This is a genomic window from Methanosaeta sp. UBA356 (assembly GCF_002496465.1).
Taxonomy (GTDB): Archaea; Halobacteriota; Methanosarcinia; order Methanotrichales; family Methanotrichaceae; genus Methanothrix; species Methanothrix soehngenii.
This window is the reverse complement of the sequence record NZ_DAKC01000082.1, coordinates 15,317-35,658: the sequence shown is the minus strand read 5'-3', so window position 1 is coordinate 35,658 and position 20,342 is coordinate 15,317. Positions and strand designations below refer to the sequence as shown.

Here is a 20,342-nt window from a genome sequence, read left to right as displayed (position 1 = left end):
GAGAGCCAATCTGTGAAGAAGGACGAACTGGCCGAGGAACGGGCAGAACGCAATGATGAAGCGATGAGTGCAAAGGCTGTTGCAGCACCATCCAATTCAGAGAAAAGCAATAATGCGGCTGCGATCCTATCCATACAAGCATCAGATCCTCAGAAAGAAGTTGGAAGCAATGACCAGTGCTCCGCGTCTGCACAATCCTCTCCCCCTGCACAAGAGGAAAGGGATTCTGCATCCCTGTCTAAAGCCTCTGCCACCAGCTCCCGCGATCAGGCGCAAAAAGAGAGGACAGAGGCAATCGAGAATAGCAGGGAATTGAAAAGCAGCCGATCAGAGCAGTCCGAAAAAATTGCGGGCATGAGAGCCGATCGCAATGTTGCAGCTGCTGACTCGAAGGCCTCAGCCGCAGATCTTCGGTCCCAGGCCGAGTCTGAGCGGACGAAAGCAAAAGAAATGGCCAAGGAGACGGCTCTCTCCAAGGCCGATGCAAAGAGCAGAGAGCTCGAGGAGCGCAGATCCAGATCTGCCGCCTGATATTACTAGTGCGATCTCGGACTGAACTCTTTCAGTTGCTTTTTTTCAAGCTTCTCGCTTTGATATTCTCATTATGCATCCCTCGTCGGTGTGCTCGACCTCGAGCTCCATCTTCAGCTCAGAGAACACCTTCTGCCAGTGGGATTCAATGCAGGTCTTGCAGTGCTCCTTGGCAATCAGGCTCGCCCCCACCCGTGCAAAAGACTTGGCTCCCTCCATCTGGCCGCAGCGGAGTCGTCTGATCTCCACGAAGCCGTCCCCTTCTGCCACCTCCACCTGGCTTCCAAAAAGGTTCTTGTCATTGGTGGCTATGGCCATGGCAACGCTCTCCGGCTCGTCCAGGCCCAGCTGCTTGAAGGTGGCCGCAACCTGGCGGGCTCCGATATCCTGAAACTCCCTCAAGCCCTTCTTGCCAAGCTTCCGGGCCACATAGCCGCTGCTGCCGTAAAAGCTTCCCATCCACATGGCCACCACTCGCTGCTGGATCTGGTCCAGAGGGATATCCGGAACTTCTGTCATATCAGTTCAAGTGCGATCCAGACTATTATAATACTTCCGCGTCCGAACTGAGCTGAATGGAAGGCAAAGGGAGCGCGGCATGAGGAGCAATGGAGAGCTGCTAAGATAAAAAGAGATCAAATATCGCCATGCAGATATCTGGACAGCGCATCGACAAGATATGCGGCAACTCCGCCGGGATAATAGACCTCAAGGGCATCCAGCTCTGCCACCTTTCTCGGATCGAGAGAGCATTTTTTCAGATATCTTTCGTAGCGTTCCTCTTCCTCCCTTTGGCCTCTATTGCCATGTACAAGGGGAATCTTCAGCAATCCAATCTGGTCGGGCACCAGTCCGATCGATTTCACCTCAATGCTTGCGCTGTGCCCCACGGGCCTTGAGCCGTCGATCAAATCCGCCAGATCATGGGCGAAGAATGCGTCCTTCGGGCTGAGGTCGGAGAGGGTAAGGATGGTGGTCTGGGCACAGGTACGGGCGAAAAGATTTGCTATGGCCTCCTTGGAGGGGCGGCCGTCGAACCAGATTAGAGCGATGCCATGCTTTTTGCATATGGGAATGAGAAGCGAAGAGAGCGAGGGCTTATTCAGCCAGACCTCAGTGGCCGGGGCGGATCTCATCTGGCCATTCGTGTGATCATTCGTCTGCATATCCGCCGGCAGAAAGCTGCCCTCGCCTGAGGTCTCCTCGATTATAGCCTCGGGGGATACGAATCCCATCGCTTTGGATTTTCGAGCCCATTTCAGGAGTTTTAGCCCATCCTGCTCATGGTAGGGCCTCATGATCCTGATCTCTCCTACAAATCCCCCGCAGATCGGATATTCCGAATCCTTCATCTGCAGGGCATGATAGAAGAGCCCCCTCAACGTGGTCTTGGGCCTGCCGGTCCTCCGCAGAAAATCCTGGTAGACTCTGGCCACCCATTTGGATTTGGTCTTGTCCGTCTCAGTGAAGACATATGCCTCATTGGCTATGTTGCTGCCCATGCTCACACCTTTGCTGCCAATACCACAATTCTGCCACTGCCTTAAATTCAGGCCTGAGGTATATATGCTAAGTTGTTTCTCCGAGTATACTGCTCTGCGCAAAGCAGTATGCTTCGCAAGAAAGGATGTTAGAAGGCCATGCCCGAACTTCCCGAGGTAGAATCGGCCAGAGAGTATCTGGAGTCTGCAGTTCTCTGCCAGCCCATACAGGAGGTGCTGATCAGAGACGAGCGCATCCTCTCCCAGGTCACACCTGTCAAGCTCAATCAATGCCTGACAGGAAAGATCTTCCGATCCGTCCAAAGGCATGGAAAGAGGCTCTTTTTAGAGCTTGAGGAGGACCTGTGGCTCACGCTTCATCTGGGCATGACCGGATGGCTGATCTATCAGGATATGGGTGAGGTAGAGCCAGCCCATACTAGAATGCTGATCCGGTTCCAGAACGGCCGCCGTCTGGCCTTTGATGATCTTAGAATTTTTGGAGAGGTAGGACTCACAGAAAGCCCCTCCATTTTCCTGACGGAGGGAAAGATAGGGGCCGATGCCCTGCTGATAGACCGGGATGATTTTCTAAAGATCATGCGCAGCAGGAGGGGAACTATAAAGTCTTTGCTTCTCAACCAGAGGCTCATCTCCGGCATCGGGAACCTTTATTCTGATGAGGCCCTTTTTCAGGCGGGCATTCATCCCCAGTCCCGGAGCCTGGATGAGATGCAGCTATCTCTACTCATCTCAATTATAAAAGATGTTCTGACGACCTCGATCTCTGTCCGGGCGGATTTCGACCGCCTGCCCGAATCCTATCTCCTCCGCCATCGCCATCCTGGCGGTCGCTGCCCACGGGACGGAACACTTCTTCGGCATGAGAAGCTTGGCGGCCGGACCTGCTACTACTGTCCCCAGCATCAGAGACTGGCCGATTCCGGGCCGGAAGATGAGAGATGATTCCGATTGAGGTGATGATGGCATTATAGCTGTGAGCCAAAGTGTACCCCCATCTCAATGCCCTGGCCAATGCATTCATGGCAGCTGGCCTCCAAAACTCCTGCCCATATCCCAGACGGTACACTTTCTGCAGGAGAGGCAAGAAGCGATATAAGAAATCCGAAATGAGTCGAAAGCATCTCTCAAAGGCTTCTGGCTGCAAGCAGCATCGTGGACTCCATTTGGCATTTCCATCAAGAAAATACTTTCGTTCCGCCCTTCGGTGAACTTTATTAATGCAGAAAACATATAATTTCATGAAGTGGCAAAAGGCATTCTAAAGGCGAGCTATGTCTAATCAAGAGATTCGAGACCCCATCCATAATTTTATCCGGCTGGAGACAGAAGAGATGCGGGTCCTGGATTGTGGTCCCTTCCAGCGGCTCAGGCATATCCATCAGCTTGCTTTGACCTATCTGCTCTATCCAAGTGCCACTCATCGTCGATTTGAGCATTCTCTAGGGGTCATGGAGCTTGCCAGCAGAGTCTATGATGTGATAACAGACCCGGATAACATCCATGAATCAGTAAGATCAATAATTCCCAGGAAATTTGATCTGGAATACTGGAGAAGAGCATTGCGCATGGCGGCTTTATGTCACGATCTTGGCCACCTTCCATTCTCTCACGCAGCAGAGCGCGATCTCTTGCCAGCCGGCTGGGATCACGAGCGTCTAACCCTGGAGCTGATTCGCAGTGGCGAAATGGAGCCGATTTGGACTGCGATGAAAGTGAACTCTGAGGATGTGGCAAAGCTTGCCGTGGGTCCCAAACACTACAAAGATAGCAGATTTGATGACTGGGAGGCTATACTCTCCGAGATAATAGTAGGCGATGCCTTCGGAGTCGACAGGATGGACTACTTGCTTAGGGACTCCCATCACATAGGAGTTGCCTATGGGCGATTTGACCAATATCGTCTGATCGATACCCTTCGCATTCTACCCAAAGTTGACCGAACCTCAGAGGAGGAACCGGGATCACAGGAACCGGCCCTGGGTATTGAAGAAGGAGGAATTCACTCTGCAGAAGCGCTACTGCTGGCGAGGTACTTCATGTTCTCTCAGGTCTATTGTCACCATGTTCGCCGAATTTACGATATTCATCTAAAAGACTTTCTCAAGAGCTGGCTTCCTGGTGGCGTGTTCTCTACATCCATAGAAGAACTACTGAGGATGACCGACAGCGAGGTAACGCAAGAGCTCTCCAAGGCAGCCCGGGATGAAAATCATCCTGGTTTTGATTCGGCCCGTTGCATTGCCAAGAGGGTGCATTTCAGATTGCTCTACCAGAGGACAAGGGAAGATCTAGAAAAAAACCGCGAGTCCGGCAAGGCTGTTTTTATTGCAGCATGCAAGGAATTTGGGGAATCTGAGGTCCGGCATGATACATACATCCAGAAGGGGAGTGGTCTAAACTTTCCCGTTATCGCCAGAGATGGCCGGATTTTTTCTTCTCTTTCCAGGTCGGAGACTATAGAAAAAGTGCCAGTGGTAGCGATTGATTATGTTTATATAAGCCCGGTGTGCAGAAAAAGAGCTGAGACCTGGCGTGAAAAGAATCTGACAAGGATCATCAGTTCGAAGGAGGGAGTGGAAGAATGATGAAGAGAATGCAGCGAGACGCCGTTCTGCTCTCGTTGATAAAAGAGATGAAAGATAAAGGGAGTTGGTGCGGTGAGACTCACATCCAGAAGGCTGCGTATTTTCTGCAAGAGCTGCTGGGAGTCCCAATGGGTTTCGAGTTTATTCTTTACAAGCATGGGCCGTATTCATTTGATCTGAGCGACGAGGTCACTGCGATGCGAGCGGATAGCTTGCTGGAGTATAAAACACGTGTGCCCTATGGGCCAAACCTTTTTCCCACAAAAGAAGGCCAAGAATTCCTTCTTCGATACCCTAAGACGCTAAGCAATTATGCCGACAGAATTAACTTTGTCGCTGAGAAGATCGGGATTTTAGGCGTTGCAGATCTTGAACGCCTTGCTACTGCCCTGTATGTTACCTTCGACGAGAACGTAGAAGGAAAGTCACGAGAGGATACGATCATTGAGCTGAAGCCTCACATCACGATTGATGAATCCTGCGAAGCATTGAAAAAAATTGATGCCATAAAAAGAGAAGCAATGGAAAAAGGACTATCCAGCAGCTCATGATGCATGTCCTCAAGCGCTACCAGGCCCAGACCGCCGCCGAGCTTGACGCCCTCACACCCGCGATACTGGAGCGGGCCTTCCGGGGCGAGCTTTGATGAGGAAAAGGCTTACATCTTGCATTTGCTAATACCTTTATGAGGATCATATGGCAGAAGGAATAACGCGCATCTCTGTGAAGGGTTTCAAGTCCCTGGCGGAAGAGTGCTCCATAGAAGTTCGTCCCCTGACAATACTGGCAGGTGCCAATAGCTCAGGCAAATCAAGCATAATGCAGCCACTGCTTATGATGAAACAAACTCTAGAAGCCAGTTATGATCCCGGAGCCCTCTTGATCGCCGGTCCAAATGTCCTTTTCACCTCGACGGAACAATTTCTCTCTAAATCAAATGGCAAAGCCGGTAATAGTTTCAAGATTGAGTTTGATCTAAATAGATCGTTCTCTCTCAGAGAAACATTCAAAAAAGAGCCAAAAAAAGGCATCGAGATCGCTGAAATGACTTACATTGAAGGAGAAAAGGCTGCAACAACTTTGCGCCCTGGACAGGGACATAAAGCCCTTCTTTCAACAGTTCCTTGGCTTGTGGATGTATGGAATAACTTCATAAAAACACAAGGAAAGAAAATTGAAAATGAGCTTGAATTAAGGACATACCGCATTCGTTGTTTTTTGGATATAGGATATTTTCCAATTATGAAAGCGGATGATGAAACATATGTATCACCCATTCTCATCCAATACATGTCCGACACCTTCGGGACGCCTCTGCGTGGAATACTCCACATATCAGCTCTGCGGGGAAATCCTCAACGCACTTACAAAATCACAGCCATAACATCACAATTCCCAGGCAAATTTGAGGATTATGTAGCCAGCATTGTATATCATTGGCAGGTTTCAAAAGACGTAAGACTTAAGGAGCTTGGAAAAAGCCTTGAACTTCTGGGACTGACTCGAAAGATAGGAGCCAAAGCTGTTGATGATACTCAGGTTCAGCTTCTTATCGGGCGTCTCCCTGCGAGTTCGATCAATACTGCAAAAGATATGGTGAGCATTGCAGATGTTGGATTTGGCGTATCCCAAACCTTGCCGATTCTTGTTGCACTTCTCACGGCAGAGCCTGGCCAGCTGGTCTACGTAGAGCAGCCCGAGATTCGTCTGCATCCAAAGGCTCAGATGGCGATGGCACAAATTCTGGCCGATGCCGCTAACCGTGGCGTTCGTGTGGTGGCCGAGACCCATAGCTCAATGCTGCTCCTGGGGGTCCAGTCCCTGGTTGCCGAAGGAAAGCTATCGCCAGATAAGGTCAAGCTCCACTGGTTCAAGAGGAGGCCGGAGGACGGCGTTACGGAAGTATCCAGCGCTGACCTGGACAAATCAGGGGCTTTCGGTGACTGGCCGGAGGATTTCTCATCCGCAGAAATGGACGCTGATATCCGCTACATTCATGCAGCCGAGGCTCGTCTGGAGCCGAACTAATGTCATCCCCAGATGGGTTGTGTCTGGTCATCGATGCATCAGTGGCCACATCCACCGGCGAGCGGGGCCAGAGAGGTGTGCTCTGCCAGCAATTCTTAAAAATCATGATAGAGAGGACATCTCATCGGCTGGTGATGACGAAAGAGATAGGCGCTGAATGGGATGTCCACTCTCATCCTTTTGCTCGAAAATGGAGAAGAAGCATGAACGCCAAAAAGAGGGTTTATCAGCCAAGAATAGATCACGATCCCCTATTGGCGGAAAAGATCGTTCGGGCAAATACACCAGAAAAAGCTCTTAATGCTATGGAAAAAGATCTGCATCTTGTCGAGGCAGCAAGGGCAACAGATAACCGTATCGTCTCGCTTGATGACGCTGCGAGGAGATATTTCTGCGCAACTTCCGCCATTGCTGGCGAGCTCAGGCAGATCTTGTGGGTAAATCCTGCCATGGAAACCGAGAGACCAATTCAGTGGTTAGAGGAGGGCGCTCCTAATGAAGAGGAACGACTGATACGTCCTCCTGCCTAATTTATGTAAAGCTTAAACCAGTGGCTTCGGCTGCTTTCCCTCCGGCGTCACCGGCAGGCCCGCCCGGTGCAGCACCAGCTGCCCGGAAAAGTGCATCGCCCGGTTCAATATCAGCCTCTTTCCCATCGGGGTCAGAGCGAAGACGGGAATGGCAATGCCAATCTGCATCAGCGCCTTTCCTCCTGCCACCTCCCTCACGGATCGGGAGGCGCAGGACCAGACAAGGTCGCAACATTCCGCCAGAACCTGGGCCTCGCTCTCGCTTATGCCCGTGGTGTGAACGGCTAAAATCGTGGCCCAGGCTCCCAAAGCTCTCTCCCTCTCCCGCAGCGCTCGAGTGTCATCTGCCCTGTCACCGGCTACGGTTACAGCAATCCTTCTATATCCTGCTTCTACTGCCCTCTCAAAACCCAGGACCTGATCTACTGTTCCCTGCCGATCGATCAGGATGCATCCCCTCTCCACCAGGCCGAGTTGAATCTCTTCTATCGGCTCGGTCCTGATCAGGCCGGTCATGTGGGCCCCGATGGCCTGCAGGACCGCGGGGCTGGTGGCCACAACTGTGCCCGCACCCTCACTTACCAGCACTGCGGCATCTATCAGCCCTTCTGTCAGGGCATCTGAGAGGATCTCCGAAGCCCCAAAGCTCACCGGCTTATCTTCCAGCTCCAGGACTCTCTTCGGCCCGTACATGCCAAGCTCTGCCATATGCTCTTCTAATACCCTCTTCACCGTCTCCTTGCTCTCGACCTTGATGCCATACAGATCCTGACGCAAGGGACATGAGCGGATGGCAGGCTCAGTTAGAACCTCGACCTTCCCGTCCCGAATCCTGACCCGGGCCCCGGCCATCACCAGAAGATGCTCTGACACTTTAGATCAGACCGATATCAGGCCGCGGGTTCATTCCCGCGGCTCCAGCCTTCTTCTCACCGATTCGGCGTGGGCGAGCAGCCCCTCCGCCTCGGCCAAAGTGGTAATCGTCTCCTCCAGCCCCAGAAGCCCCTCATCGGTGATCATCTGCAGGGTCATCTTCTTGGTGAAGTGGTCCACATTCAAGCCGGAGAAGATGCGAGCATATCCCGAGGTGGGAAGCACATGATTCGTCCCGCTGGCATAGTCCCCTGCCGCCACCGGGGTGAACTTTCCGAGGAACACGCTCCCTGCATTGCGAATGGACCTCAGGACGTTCATGGGCTCCCTGGTGATTACCTCCAGATGCTCAGGGGCAAAAGCATTGACAAAATCAAGCGCCTCATCCATATCATCCGCCAGCAGAATGGCACTGTGCTCCAGGCTCTCAGAGACAATATCGCTGCGTGCAGCCCCAGGAGCCTGAATGTTCAATTCCTCCGCCACGGCGCTGGCCAGGAGATCATCCAGGGATACGAAAACGGAGATCGATTTGGGATCGTGCTCTCCCTGGGCGATCATGTCGGCAGCTATCACCCCAGGATCCGCTGTCCGGTCGGCCAGGATCAAGACCTCGCTGGGACCAGCAGGAAAATCGATCTCCACCGAGCCTCGGGTAAGCATCTTGGCGGCAGTGACATAGACATTGCCCGGCCCCACGATCTTGTCCACCCTTTCAATGCTATCTGTGCCCAAAGCCATGGCCGCTATCGCCTGAGCCCCTCCGAGCTTATAGATCTCGTCAGCTCCTGCCATATCCGCAGCAGCCAGCGTCAATGGATTGATCGATCCGTCTTTTTGGGGCGGGGTGCAGACCACAATCCTGGGCACATCAGCAACCTTAGCGGGAATGACGGTCATCAGGGCCGAGCTGGGGTAGGCCGCCCTGCCCCCGGGAACGTAAGCTCCAACAGAATCCAGAGGAACGACCTTCTGGCCCACCAGCACCCCAGGAGATGCCTCGCTCATCCAGAGGTCATGCTCTTTTTGTTCATTATGGAAATAAAAGATATGATCCGCTGCCGAGGAGAGCGCCTCAAGAAGCCTGTCATCCACCAGGTCGTATGATAGATCGATCTCCTCCTGGGTCACGCGCAGGTCATCGAGGTGGGCCCCTTCAAACTTCTCGGTGTACTTGAATAGAGCCTCATCTCCTTTCGACCCGACCTCCATGATGATCTCATTTACTGCAGGAAGAACATCCTGAATGCCCACATCCCTGGAGAGAAGTGAACGCAGATCCTCATCCTCGAGCTCGCTCAGCCTTTTAGTTATCACTTTAAAACCTCCTTCATAATACCCTTTCAGCGGGAGTTATTCCTTCCTCGCTGCACCCGGTAGAGGGATTCCACTCTCTCCAGGCTATCCGCTTCCTCCAGGGACTTGTCATCCCTCACCCTCACCAATCTGGGAAAACGAAGTGCATATCCCGATGAGTAGCTCTGGCTCTTTTGTATCTCCTCATAGGCCACCTCGAAGATCACCGCCGGCTTCAGCTCGACCTCCATCCCATTCTGCACCAGAATCAGCTCTCGGAACAGCTCAGTAAGCTCCGCCAGAGCCTCGTCCGTTAGGCCAGTGGCCACCCAGCCTATATCCAGGAGCTTGCTCGTAGCCTCATCCAGGCAGGCCAGCCGGTATGATCCCAGGAAGCTAGCTCTCCTGCCCTCGCCCCATTTTGCCCCTATCACTGCCAGGTCCAGGGTTTCCATAACCGGCTTTATCTTAAGCCAGTTCTTGCCCCTCTTTCCCGGAGCGTATACCGACATCGAATTCTTGAGGATCAGCCCCTCGTGGCCTTTTTCCAAAGCCTGGTGGTAGATCTCTTCTGCCCTCTGGACGCTGTCGGATATGACCTGATCTGCCAGTATCGATGGATCGGCGATACCCTCCAGCAGCTCCCGCCGTCTGGTCAGGGGCAGATCCACCGTACTTTGGCCATCAAGATATATCAGATCGAATAAAAATAAGTGCAGAGGCGTTTCTTTGGCCTGCTTTTCCACATTGTACTTCCTGCGAAAGCGCTTCAAAATCTCCTGGAAGGCCAGGGGTCTGGAGTCTTTGCCAATGGCCACCACCTCTCCGTCCAGGATGGCCTTATCCGCCCTGACCTCCTGGGCCAGACGGACGATCTCGGGCAGGGACCTGGTCACATCCTCCAGCCGGCGGGAGAAGATGCGAACCCTCTTCCCATCCTTGTGGATCTGCACCCTGGCACCATCGTACTTCCACTCTATAGCCGCAGACCCTAGCTCCTGCATGGAGGCGGAAATTCCCTCTCCCACCTGGGCCAGCATCATCTTGATGGGATGGTTGATCAGCACATTCAGATCCGCGAGCGTCCCTTTGCGGGCATTGACTGCCACCAGGCCGATATCGTTGGTCAGGTTGTAGGCCCTCTCCACTTTTGACGCATCCTGGGAAAAAGCCTGGGCAATGGCATCTCTAACTCCTCCTTCACCTATTCCGATTCTCATATCCTCTATCGCCAGGCGGGCGATATATTGCGCTTCAAGAGGAGTGGCCTGGCTGAAGAGATACTGCAGGTTCTTGACCTTGGCATCCTGGCTTCCCTTTCCCGAGGCCCGGGCCACGGCTACAAGCCTCTGATAAACCTCTTTGATGGAGAGCGGCTCATCTTTGATGAAGGCAGCAAATCCGATGGGCTTTTTCTTATCGACGGCCGCAGATGCCACCAGTCCCGGATCCCCGGTAGCGCGCAGCATATCTGATATCCTCTCCGTCGAGCATCCACAGGCGCGTGCCATCGCCTCGTAAAGGATGCTCGGCCCCACCCCCATCACCAGGTCCATGCTGGGGGAGAAGAGATCCCCCATGATGAACCCTGAGGCAACTGCCAGATCATCATCATCCAAATTCTTCAGGAATGCTGCCACTAGGTCGATCTTTTCCAGAGAGCCGGAGACCCCCTCCACTCGCTGACAGAGCTCGGCGAAGCTCAAGAAGCTGCTCATTATCTGACCCGAGTCATTGATCTAGAATATGGCATCTATGCGTTTAGTCCGGTAGATGCTGATGATATCGGTGAGAATGGCCGAGGCCGTCTCTATGGAGCCTGCACCAAGACCCGATACAGTAATCGTCCCGGATAGATCGGTATAAATAGCAGCGGAGTTCAGGGTCCCGGCCACGGCCAGTGGGCTGTCCAGGGGCACCAGAGTGGGCCTGACTGTGAGTGCGGGCACATCTCCGATCAGCTTTATGGCATATCCTCTCTTCTTGGCCAGAGCAAGAGCCTCTGGAGTGACTCCTGTGATGCCGGTCACATTCACATCGGAGTACTTGACATTCATGTTGAACAGGGAGTTGGCCAGGATTAGCACCTTTCCAGCGGTATCCACCCCCTCTACATCATAGCTGGGGTCGGCCTCGGCAATGCCCATATCCTGAGCCTCGCTCAAGGCGTGAGCATAGGGTATGCCTTCCTCAGTCATGCGGGTTAGAATATAGTTGCAGGTGCCGTTGAATATGCCCCGGACGCCGAGGATCGTATTGCCTACCAGGGTGCGCTCAACCAGGCTGATCAGGGGCATGGTGCCGCCGACTGTGGCCTCGAACTTCAGCATCACGCCGTTATCCTCTGCCAGCTTCTTCAGGCTGCCGTAGGATACCACTAGTGGCCCTTTGTTGGATGTAACCACATGCTTGCCCGAGGCGAGCGCAGCTTCCATATGGCCCAGACCCGGCTGGCCGTGAACGATGTTGGTGGGAGTGACCTCGATCATCAGGTCGGAGTCTATGGCATTGATGGCCTCTTTCCCCTTCATGCTCGATGTGGCCACATTGGCCAGGGTCCTCTCGCCCAGGATCTTGTTCGCATCCACACCGTCCTCGGACAATACCGTTCCCGTGTGATCGGTGACGCTGACCAGCATCAGGTTCAGGCCCATATCCCGGAGGATCTCTCTCTTTCTGGTGAGAACGTCAACCACTCCGTGGCCCACAATGCCGTAGCCAACCAAGGAGACCTTAATATCTCTCATACTGCCTCCGTCTCTATGGGCTCGATAACAAGCAGCTTCTTCTCCTCGCCCACATTGCGCAGAATGGTCAAAGCCTTTTGGATCTCAGCCTTGCCGGTGGCGCGAATCTTGAGGTAGGCAGAGGAGGGCTCATTCACGCCGGGCATGGTCAGGGAAAGGTCCATCACCTCAGCGTAGCCGGTGGAGTCGATCCGGTTTATGGTGTCTCCCAGGTCGCTATCCAGCACATGGCCCACTAGCACAACTGATACTGCTTCGATGAATCGGTCCTCTCCCGCCCGGACAACAGAGATTCCGCTTTCTTGGAGCCTGGCCTGGACAGCCTCGATTCTTGAGCGGTCCATCTCCACGACGAATCGAACCGGGATCATGCCCCGGGGAGTCTTGCGGTCCCTGTGGTGAACCACGCTGATGATGTTGGCCTTGTTATCACTCAAGGGTTGCATCGCAAGGAGCAGCTGGCCGGGAACATCCTGCAGCTCTAAATCCATGGAAAGTCGCATAGCATTCCTCATATTTTGCTGGAATTCTCCTGCTGGTTAAATTAAATAAACCTTGTGCAGATGGGATCCGAGGGGTGGGCGTCTGTCCGATAGTAATTAATATTACCTCATCCAAGCAGTTGCCAACGAAAGTAGGAGGATCTTCATGGCAGGTGGAAATGGTCTGGCAATTGGATTGATGCTTATCGGTTTCGTAGTATTGTTTTTAGTGCCCCTGGTGTTCTTGACCAGCCTGTTTTGATAGTCAGGCGGGCCAAGGGGCTATTCTATTTATTTTATAGCAATTAGGTCTAATAAGGGACGTTAGTGGGTTCTGTAAACCATTGCTAGTAGTACGGATATTTTATATACCAACATTACTATCCGGAAGTGTGGATTCATTTACAACCTGGAGAGATATGTTCATTCAGCTGGAGGAAATCAATAGTCGACCTGAACCATTTGGGTTCTACACAGCGGCAGACCTGTGGACCGACGAACATACCTCAGAGCAAATGCTTGCATATCATCTCAATGCCGATATCGATGTATCATCCCGTCGAGGCGAGTTCATCGATCGATCGGTGGAATGGATTGCATCCCGCTTTAGTATTGGCGCCGACACCCGAATCGCCGATTTTGGCTGTGGTCCCGGGCTCTATGCAAATCGGCTGGCGAAGGTCGGTGCTAGTGTAATTGGTATTGATTTCTCTAAGTGCTCAATCAAGCATGCCCGAGAAGCAGCGCGAGAGGTGGGATTGACCATTGAATACATAAACCAGAACTACCTGGATTTCGAAACAGAACACCGCTTCGATCTCATTCTGATGATCATGTGCGACTTCTGCGCTTTAAGCCCGTCGCAGCGCAGGATTATGCTCGCTAAGTTCCACTCCATGCTTCTGCCAGGTGGGTCTGTCCTTCTCGATGTTTATTCCCAAAGTGCGTTCAAGCAACGCAAGGAGGCAAGCTCGTATGGAGTGAATCTTCTCGATGGATTCTGGTCCGCGGAGAAGTACTATGGATTTCTGAACACTTTCAAGTACGACGACGCAATGGTGGTTTTGGATAAGTACACCATCGTCGAATCGGCGAGAAAACGAACTGTCTACAACTGGCTGCAATACTTCACTCCCGAGTCGTTGTGGCGCGAGTTTGAGGTGGCAGGTTTCGCAGAGCAAGAGCTCTATGCTGACGTTGCGGGCGCGCCGTTTGATAAAATGGCCTCTGAGTTTGCCATCATTGCGCAAAAGAAATAGTGATTATTAAATGTCGATCTTAATGCCGAAGAGCTTCTCGAACCTTTCGTATTTTCCCCGGGCGCGGTAGATGTTCTGCCTGACATAGGGCGATCCCTCTTGGCAGGCGATCATATCCCTGATCTCGGCCGGGGTGAAGATGGCATCCAGCTTCTCCCGGGGCAGATCAGCAACCTTCACCTCTTCCTTTAGGAATTCAAGCGGCAGATCATCTAGCCAGCTCCAGTCCCTGCCATAGCGAATCAGTGCCAGATGCCCTTTTGCACATTGAGCCGAAACCAGCCACTCTGAATCAGTGCTATAATAGGCCAGGCTTTCCAGATCCGAGCCACAGGTGCTGCAGAAGCCAATCACATTCCTTGATTGGGAAAGGGGATTATGCCTCTCTCCATTGAAGAGAAGGAACATCCCTTTCTCCGTCAACTGATTCATCTGGATTCTAGAACGTCCGCCATGCCGTAAATACCAGGCTTCCTGCCAACCACCCAGGTGGCTGCCCGCACTGCACCGCTGGCAAAAGCGGCTCTGCTATGGGCCTGGTGCCTGATCTCCAGCCTCTCGCCAGGACCCGCCAAAAGGACGGTATGGTCTCCTACGATGTCACCTGCCCGCACGGCATGAACTCCAATCTCTTTGCCTCGCGGCATAATCCCGTTCCGCCCATAGACGACCTCCGAGAGATCCGACTCTCCCCGAGCTCTTCTTATAGCCTCCAATGTGGCCAGAGCAGTGCCGCTGGGTGCGTCCTTCTTTTGATTGTGATGGGCTTCTATGATCTCTATATCGAAATCGTAGCCTTTAAGAGCTGCCGCAGCATCAGCCACCAGCTTCCAGAACAGGTTTACTCCCACGCTGAAGTTGGGGGTTATGACCGCGGCCACATTGCCTTCTATTGCCTCTCTCATCTCGGAATGCTGTTCCGAAGAGATGCCTGTGGTTCCCACCACCAGATCGACACCTAGAGAGGCCGCTATGCAGACGTTTTTCACTGCCGCTTTGGCTATTGTGAAGTCGATGAGCACATCCGGCCTGGTCTCTTTCAAGACCTGCTCTAGCTGTGAGGCATCTTTTACCAGAACGCCCCCCTGAAGCGGCTTTCCCGCGCCGACCGCATCCAGGCCTGCCACCAGCTCCATCCCCTCAATCCTGGCCGCCTCCTGGATGACCAGGGTGCCCATGCGCCCCAGCGCTCCAGTAATCGCAATTCGAGTCATGCTCTCTCGCCCAGGGTCACCAGCAGCTCCTTTAGCATCTTCTCTTTATCTGCAGCCATCTCCCCCAGGGGAAGGCGCAATGGGCCGCCTGCCAATCCCAGGTACTTATGAGCAGTCTTCACAGGTATGGGGTTGGTCTCAAGGAACATCGCTCGAACCAGGGGAGCAAGCTCATAGTGCAGGGATCTTGCCTTCTCCAGGTCGCCCTTCATCATAGCATCCACCATTGCCACAGTCTTTCTGGGGGCAACATTGGCCACCACTGAGATCACGCCCTTTGCACCCAGGGCCATGGCTGGAAGCGTAAGATCATCATCGCCACAGAGAACGGAAAAGTCGCTTCCCCGGGTCTGCTCAATAATTTGAGATAGCTGGGAAAGGCTTCCGCTGGCCTCCTTTATGGCCACGATATTCTTTATTCGAGAGAGCTTTGCCACAAGCTCCGGCTTGAGGTCGATTCCGGTCCTCTTGGGAACATTGTAGAGCACTATGGGGATGTCGCACTTCTCGGCTACGGTCTTGAAGTGCTCGAACATGCCGCGATCATTGGGCTTATTATAGTATGGGGTGATCAGCAGGGCAGCATGTGCGCCCGCCTCTGCGGCATGACAGGTCAGCTCCACCGCCTCGCGGGTGTTATTGGAGCCAGTTCCTGCTATCACCGGAACCGTGGAGTTCTCCACTGCGATCTCTATCACTCGCTTATGCTCTTCGAAGGTCAGAGTTGCCGCCTCACCGGTAGTGCCGCAGGGAACCATGCCTGATATTCCTGTTTTGCTCAGGTACTCTACGTTTCTCTTCAGACCCTCCTCGTCCAGGCTCTTGTCCTCATGAAATGGCGTGATTATCGCAGGAAGCACGCCACTATACATCAACCTCGACCTCTCTTCTCGTACTTCTCTGCCTCATAACATTGGATATGTAGCCTGCTATGCGGTTGCGGATGGTTTTGTTCTTGATATCGGTATACTCCGATACCCGCAGCTTGTTCTGCTCAAAGTCAGGGCTAAATGAGCTCTCGTAGGTTCTCAACAGGTCCATCGCGAAATTCTTAATATAACTAGGCTTTACGCTTCCCATAATCAACACTCCAGCTAGATCAATCCTTTGTGCATCCTTGCTCCACAATTTATATCTTGCTATCATCCTCTAGAATGCCCCAAGCCCTGGACGCCGGCAAGCTGGCCAACAGTTCGACCAGCAAGGATGCTGAAGCCCCCAGCAGATAAAGCCTGGGCTCTTTACCCAGGACGCCCTCATCCCATATCGCAGCGGGCAGTAGAGCTGAGCCTTCCCCTTCGCTCAGCTCCTCCTCGCCCTTCAAATGGCATTGGCCAATTGCTGCCAGTTCATCCAATCGAGCGCGATCTATTATCGGGAGGCCAAGCTCTCTGCAGGATAGGAGGGCCTTTGGCTCTAAATCGATGGCCGCTTTTGCCAGAGGGTCTATTTTCATTGCGGCAAGGATCACAGAAGCGCTATCGCTCCTGCCACCGAATCGAAATCCTCCAAAACGGCATACTCTCTCCTCGATCTTTGTTAATCCTCCCTCCAGCGCTGCCACATCCTCAGGGCATCTGGCACCGGGAATGGCCATGGCAGGCCCTGCTCCTCCCTTCAGCATGAGATCGAAGAGCTCGTGAGAATTTTCCAGCAGATCCACTGCCACTTCCAGGTCGCACAGAACCCGGTAACGGCTCGCTTCAACTCTCAGCGCTGCAGACTGGTTTACCGGGCCCACCCCCCGTCCCACCCTGAGGCTCCCGCGAAGGGCGCTCTTTGCGAACTCCTTTGCATTCCGGGCGGCGTTTTCAATTGAGCAGCCCAGGGCAAGAAAAGAGGTTAAAGCGGCAGAGAAGGTACATCCAATGCCGTGGTTCTCTCCTGGTATCCTTTCTGAGGGCAGAAGAGTGGACTTGTTGCGCACCATGAGCAGATCGGTGCAATCCAGGTGCCCTCCCTTGACGATCACCGCTTGTGCCCCCAGGCTCATGATACCGCGGGCGGCATGAGCAGCACTATCCATGTCGCGAACGCGGATTCCAGAAAGAGCCTCTGCCTCGAAGATGTTGGGGGTGACCACCCCCGCCAGGGGGATCAAGCGCTCTTTCAGGGCAGATACCGCATCGGGCCGAAGGAGCCTGCCGCCAGCCTCAGCCTCGATCACCGGATCCAGGACCAAAGGAATATCATTTGCCTGGAGGTGATCGGCTACTGCATCCACAATATCTGCCGAGTGGAGCATGCCGGTCTTGGCCCAGGCAATGGAAAAGTCCTCTGTGATCGATTCGAGCTGCGCTCTTACCTCTTCGGGAGAGAGTGCATAGACGTGCTGCACTCCCAGAGTGTTCTGGGCGGTGATGGCGGTCAGGGCGGATGTTCCATGCAGGCCCAGGACGGAAAATGTCTTGATGTCCGCCTGGATTCCGGCACCTCCCCCTGAATCCGATCCGCCTATAGTCAGCACTACTTTCGGCATATCTTGGGCATTGAAAAATCAGGATGGCTTCAAGCAGCTTTATCCGGCTTCAGAATATCTTTCAGGATATCTTCTTCTCTGCCTCTGCCACCATCTCTTCCGGAAGGTCGTACTTCTGGGCGATCTTCAGGGCTTTGCGGTAGAGGCCGGCTTGCATATGCTGCTCAAAGGACTTCTTTGCTGCCTCCTGTTTCATTGGTCTGGGGAGGTCGAAGTCATCGGCGATCTCAGCAGCGTTCTTGACCATGCCCATGCTCATGCTCTTATTGAAAGCCTGGATGGCCGCCTGCCGGACCATATCCTCTGGCAGCCCGAACTCCTTGGCGTACTCCGCAGCTGCCCGGTAGAACTCGCTATCTATCTTTCTATAAAACGACCTCTGAGCGGCTTCCAGACGATGGTCGCTGGGAAGATCATATTGTTTGGCCAGTTCGGCAGCCAGAGAATAATCCCCCTTCTTCATATTGGCATCGTATGCCGACTTCACTGCATCCTGAAGCATCGAGTTCGGAAGGCCCAGATCCGACTTGATCTTTGCCGCCTCTTTGTAGGCCCCTGCGTTCATCTTCTCTTTAAACCGTCTTGCGCCTTCTGCCAGCTTATCTTCTGCCATATAATCCTCCACCGCTATCTTTTGATTTGATCGATCCTTCAGTCGCTGATATTTCTGTCCCGGAGATTGGTAATGAATGCATACTGTGTGGTTGTAGGAAGCTTCCGGCGAAGCTCTCGCACATCAGGAAGGTAGATTACGATCTGCTTGTTCAGCGGCTTCTCTTTGCCCAGTATCTTGCTTACCATCTCCACCTCTGCCTCACCCTGAATACGGGCACCACCACTGCCGAAATCAGGGGACATCTCAATGAGCATTGGCAGTCTGAGGCGGCTCCATAGGAATCTGGGAACCGACTCGGAGATCAGCTTCAGCTCGGACTTGTCCATAACGAAAAAGGTGTTATCCTTTCCCCTGATTCCGGGCTTCTCCATTGCCAAGAGCTCGGTCAGATTGAGCCGCCTGTTTGGCAGGTGCTGATTCATCGTCTGGATGGTCTTGACCAGTATGTTCTTGTTTAATCCTCTTCCTTCTCCGGAAAACGCCATTGGAATCAATCTCTCTTCTTTTGACTTAAAGGTAATCGTTATCGATGTCTGAGAATGTATGCTGCACAGTGCTCTTCTTCAGGTTCAAGCACCTTCTGGCAGCTTTTGCCACATCATCCCTCAATTCCGCTGGGGCGTAGACGCCGAATCGCCAGGTGGCTCTCTGGGCTCTCTCCAGGATGCTGACCAGGGGGGAGACCATTCGCAGGGGTCTGGTCTCTTCCCCGACCAGGGCGGGAAAATTGCCTTCAGAGCTATCGGGCAGGGGTGGATTGTCCACCAAGATGCTGCCCTGATCCACTCCTGCCTCCGCAGCTATCTCCTGAGCGATGATCTTCTCGCTTACCCTCTGCAGCGAGGGCTCCAGGCGTTCCAGATCCACATAGACCGCTCTTTTGAATAGCTTGCGAGTTCTTATGCGAGAGGCCATCTCCGCGGGATAGCCATCCGCTGTATCCAGGGCGGTGAAAAGCTGGATGTCGTCCATCTCCTTCACCTTTGCGGCGCTGGATATGCCATCTTCTATCATCCTTCTGATGCCCGAGGAGATCATGCACTCGGATATGCGGCAGACGTGATGGTAGTAGACCGCGGGGTGCATGAGCAGCCGGGAGATGAGAAGCGACGTTGCTGCCTGCACCCCACCAGCTTCCACCGCCAGCTGGCCCTGGTGGAGGGTCATCTTCTGCAATAGTCTCAGCCGGTCTATCACCCCATAGGCCACGCCGGTATAGTGAGCGTCCCGGATCAGGTAGTCCATGCGGTCGACATCGATCTCGCCGCTCACGATCTGGCCTTTGCCCTGGCCGTGGATGAAGGATTGGATATCGGTTGGCTTGAGGCCGTGTCTATCCAACACCTCCCCCAGCTCTCCTTTTTTCAGAATCTCGATGACGCTCTCGTGCTCTGTTCTCAGGAAGGGTGCCAGGGCGGACTCGGTAGCATGAGAGAGGGGGCCGTGGCCTACGTCGTGCAGGAGGGCGGCAGCGCCCACAAGCAAGCGATCATCCTCATCCAGGCCGAGGTGATCGGTGAGCAGAGAGGCCATATGGTAGGCTCCCAGGCTGTGCTCGAAACGGGTGTGGTTGGCCCCGGGATAGACCAGGTTTGCCAGGCCCAGCTGCTTGATCCAGCGGAGCCTCTGCATCTGAGGGGTATTGGCAATCTCCAGGGCCAGGCCCTCCAGCTTGACGTAGCCATGCACCGGATCTCGGACCTCTGTCATCAAAGAAGCCTTTTTAAATCCTGAACCTTAAAAATCTTGGCTCTTCGCGCGTTCTCAACAAGAGGTTTTTCACTGAGAGAAAAGACAGCATTTTGTGCATTCTTCCGGGACGCCGCCAGTCGACTTTTCGGCTCCTACCTCAATGCCCGGGAGGCACGGGTTCAGCCGCAGACGGAAAAACGAGATCGAAGAGCTTGCTCCTCAGGATTTTCCTGATCCCGGCAACCAGTTATTTGATTCTTTAAAACATCTATCTCAATCCAATCGACCGGCAAAAATCGCTATAAGGTCGCCCCTCAATTGCCAGGTACATGAATATCCCAGACCATGCCCATGCCGCCAGGGCGAAGACTATGGTGAACACGAGAAAGAATGTCAGCATGATCAGCAGGCCAAGAACGAATAGCAGAATGGATATCGCTGCATATTTCAGGCGGGTGGTTTTGTCTATCTTCTCATACATCTGATTCCTTTGAATGAGCAATTG

Annotated in this window: 23 protein-coding genes; 7 read left to right on the top strand and 16 right to left on the bottom strand. The window is 53.4% G+C overall.

Annotated features, from left to right (window positions below; translation table 11 throughout):
* Positions 1-531: hypothetical protein (locus BP727_RS07190; RefSeq protein ID WP_286858064.1), on the top strand; the 531-nt coding region annotated here is incomplete at its 5' end.
* A 45-nt stretch (positions 532-576) separates the two neighbouring features.
* Here BP727_RS07190 and BP727_RS07185 read toward each other — a convergent pair.
* Positions 577-1,050, bottom strand: a complete 474-nt coding sequence (locus tag BP727_RS07185; RefSeq protein ID WP_273277785.1) for a hypothetical protein — start codon at positions 1,048-1,050, stop codon at positions 577-579.
* 116 nt (positions 1,051-1,166) lie between these two features.
* A complete protein-coding gene (locus BP727_RS07180) occupies positions 1,167-2,033 on the bottom strand; it encodes a hypothetical protein (RefSeq protein WP_286858061.1) in 867 nt (288 codons plus the stop codon).
* 138 nt (positions 2,034-2,171) lie between these two features.
* Between BP727_RS07180 and BP727_RS07175 the strand changes: the two genes are divergently transcribed.
* From BP727_RS07175 to BP727_RS07155, 5 genes are all read left to right on the top strand, one after another.
* Complete coding sequence (locus BP727_RS07175) at positions 2,172-2,978, top strand: Fpg/Nei family DNA glycosylase (protein ID WP_286858059.1); 807 nt, start codon at positions 2,172-2,174, stop codon at positions 2,976-2,978.
* A gap of 329 nt (positions 2,979-3,307) precedes the next feature.
* Positions 3,308-4,621: an HD domain-containing protein gene (locus BP727_RS07170; protein WP_334102663.1), complete on the top strand. Its 1,314-nt coding sequence runs from the start codon at positions 3,308-3,310 to the stop codon at positions 4,619-4,621.
* Positions 4,618-5,172, top strand: coding sequence for a hypothetical protein (locus BP727_RS07165; protein WP_286858058.1), 555 nt, complete (start codon positions 4,618-4,620; stop codon positions 5,170-5,172). Before BP727_RS07170 ends, BP727_RS07165 begins: the two co-directional genes overlap by 4 nt.
* Positions 5,173-5,317: 145 nt before the next feature.
* Positions 5,318-6,649 carry an AAA family ATPase gene (locus BP727_RS07160; protein WP_286858056.1) on the top strand — a complete coding sequence of 444 codons (1,332 nt, stop codon included), beginning with the start codon at positions 5,318-5,320 and terminating at the stop codon, positions 6,647-6,649.
* Positions 6,650-6,852: 203 nt separating this feature from the next.
* A complete protein-coding gene (locus BP727_RS07155; protein ID WP_286858054.1) occupies positions 6,853-7,179 on the top strand; it encodes a hypothetical protein in 327 nt (108 codons plus the stop codon).
* 12 nt (positions 7,180-7,191) lie between these two features.
* Here the strand turns inward: BP727_RS07155 and BP727_RS07150 are convergent, their stop codons facing one another.
* From BP727_RS07150 to BP727_RS07130, 5 genes are read right to left on the bottom strand one after another with little or no spacing between them, the layout of a single operon-like run.
* A complete protein-coding gene (locus BP727_RS07150) occupies positions 7,192-8,052 on the bottom strand; it encodes a methanogenesis marker 8 protein (protein WP_286858052.1) in 861 nt (286 codons plus the stop codon).
* Between the two features lie 30 nt (positions 8,053-8,082).
* A complete protein-coding gene (gene hisD, locus BP727_RS07145) occupies positions 8,083-9,369 on the bottom strand; it encodes a histidinol dehydrogenase (RefSeq protein WP_286858051.1) in 1,287 nt (428 codons plus the stop codon).
* 26 nt (positions 9,370-9,395) lie between these two features.
* Positions 9,396-11,066, bottom strand: a complete 1,671-nt coding sequence (locus BP727_RS07140) for an ATP-dependent DNA ligase (protein WP_286858050.1) — start codon at positions 11,064-11,066, stop codon at positions 9,396-9,398.
* A 21-nt stretch (positions 11,067-11,087) separates the two neighbouring features.
* The gene (locus BP727_RS07135; RefSeq protein WP_013718649.1) at positions 11,088-12,095 is read right to left on the bottom strand and encodes a homoserine dehydrogenase; all 1,008 of its coding nucleotides are present in this window, start codon (positions 12,093-12,095) and stop codon (positions 11,088-11,090) included.
* Positions 12,092-12,598, bottom strand: a complete 507-nt coding sequence (locus tag BP727_RS07130; RefSeq protein WP_013718650.1) for an amino acid-binding protein — start codon at positions 12,596-12,598, stop codon at positions 12,092-12,094. Before BP727_RS07130 ends, BP727_RS07135 begins: the two co-directional genes overlap by 4 nt.
* A 398-nt stretch (positions 12,599-12,996) precedes the next feature.
* On the opposite strand from BP727_RS07130, the gene BP727_RS07125 reads away from it, so the two are divergent.
* A complete protein-coding gene (locus BP727_RS07125) occupies positions 12,997-13,836 on the top strand; it encodes an SAM-dependent methyltransferase (RefSeq protein ID WP_273277792.1) in 840 nt (279 codons plus the stop codon).
* Between the two features lie 6 nt (positions 13,837-13,842).
* Here BP727_RS07125 and BP727_RS07120 read toward each other — a convergent pair whose 3' ends face one another.
* From BP727_RS07120 to BP727_RS07080, 9 genes are all read right to left on the bottom strand, one after another.
* The gene (locus tag BP727_RS07120) at positions 13,843-14,268 is read right to left on the bottom strand and encodes a hypothetical protein (protein WP_276620864.1); all 426 of its coding nucleotides are present in this window, start codon (positions 14,266-14,268) and stop codon (positions 13,843-13,845) included.
* Positions 14,265-15,050: a 4-hydroxy-tetrahydrodipicolinate reductase gene (gene dapB / locus BP727_RS07115; protein ID WP_013718653.1), complete on the bottom strand. Its 786-nt coding sequence runs from the start codon at positions 15,048-15,050 to the stop codon at positions 14,265-14,267. The genes BP727_RS07120 and dapB overlap by 4 nt, the downstream gene beginning before the upstream one ends.
* Complete coding sequence (dapA, locus tag BP727_RS07110) at positions 15,047-15,922, bottom strand: 4-hydroxy-tetrahydrodipicolinate synthase (protein ID WP_286858046.1); 876 nt, start codon at positions 15,920-15,922, stop codon at positions 15,047-15,049. The genes dapB and dapA overlap by 4 nt, the downstream gene beginning before the upstream one ends.
* Positions 15,915-16,130 carry a 30S ribosomal protein S17e gene (locus BP727_RS07105; RefSeq protein ID WP_048132867.1) on the bottom strand — a complete coding sequence of 72 codons (216 nt, stop codon included), beginning with the start codon at positions 16,128-16,130 and terminating at the stop codon, positions 15,915-15,917. The genes dapA and BP727_RS07105 overlap by 8 nt, the downstream gene beginning before the upstream one ends.
* A gap of 49 nt (positions 16,131-16,179) precedes the next feature.
* Positions 16,180-17,529 carry a bifunctional hydroxymethylpyrimidine kinase/phosphomethylpyrimidine kinase gene (gene thiD / locus BP727_RS07100; RefSeq protein ID WP_286858044.1) on the bottom strand — a complete coding sequence of 450 codons (1,350 nt, stop codon included), beginning with the start codon at positions 17,527-17,529 and terminating at the stop codon, positions 16,180-16,182.
* Between the two features lie 61 nt (positions 17,530-17,590).
* Entirely contained in the window at positions 17,591-18,142 is a 552-nt protein-coding gene (locus tag BP727_RS07095) for a hypothetical protein (protein WP_013718657.1), read from the bottom strand.
* 38 nt (positions 18,143-18,180) lie between these two features.
* Positions 18,181-18,630 (bottom strand): DUF61 family protein, encoded by a 450-nt coding sequence (locus BP727_RS07090; RefSeq protein WP_273270760.1) that lies wholly within the window; start codon positions 18,628-18,630, stop codon positions 18,181-18,183.
* Between the two features lie 25 nt (positions 18,631-18,655).
* The gene (locus BP727_RS07085) at positions 18,656-19,855 is read right to left on the bottom strand and encodes an HD domain-containing protein (RefSeq protein WP_273270762.1); all 1,200 of its coding nucleotides are present in this window, start codon (positions 19,853-19,855) and stop codon (positions 18,656-18,658) included.
* Positions 19,856-20,105: 250 nt separating this feature from the next.
* Positions 20,106-20,318, bottom strand: a complete 213-nt coding sequence (locus BP727_RS07080; protein WP_273277794.1) for a hypothetical protein — start codon at positions 20,316-20,318, stop codon at positions 20,106-20,108.
* Between the last annotated feature and the right edge of the window lie 24 nt (positions 20,319-20,342).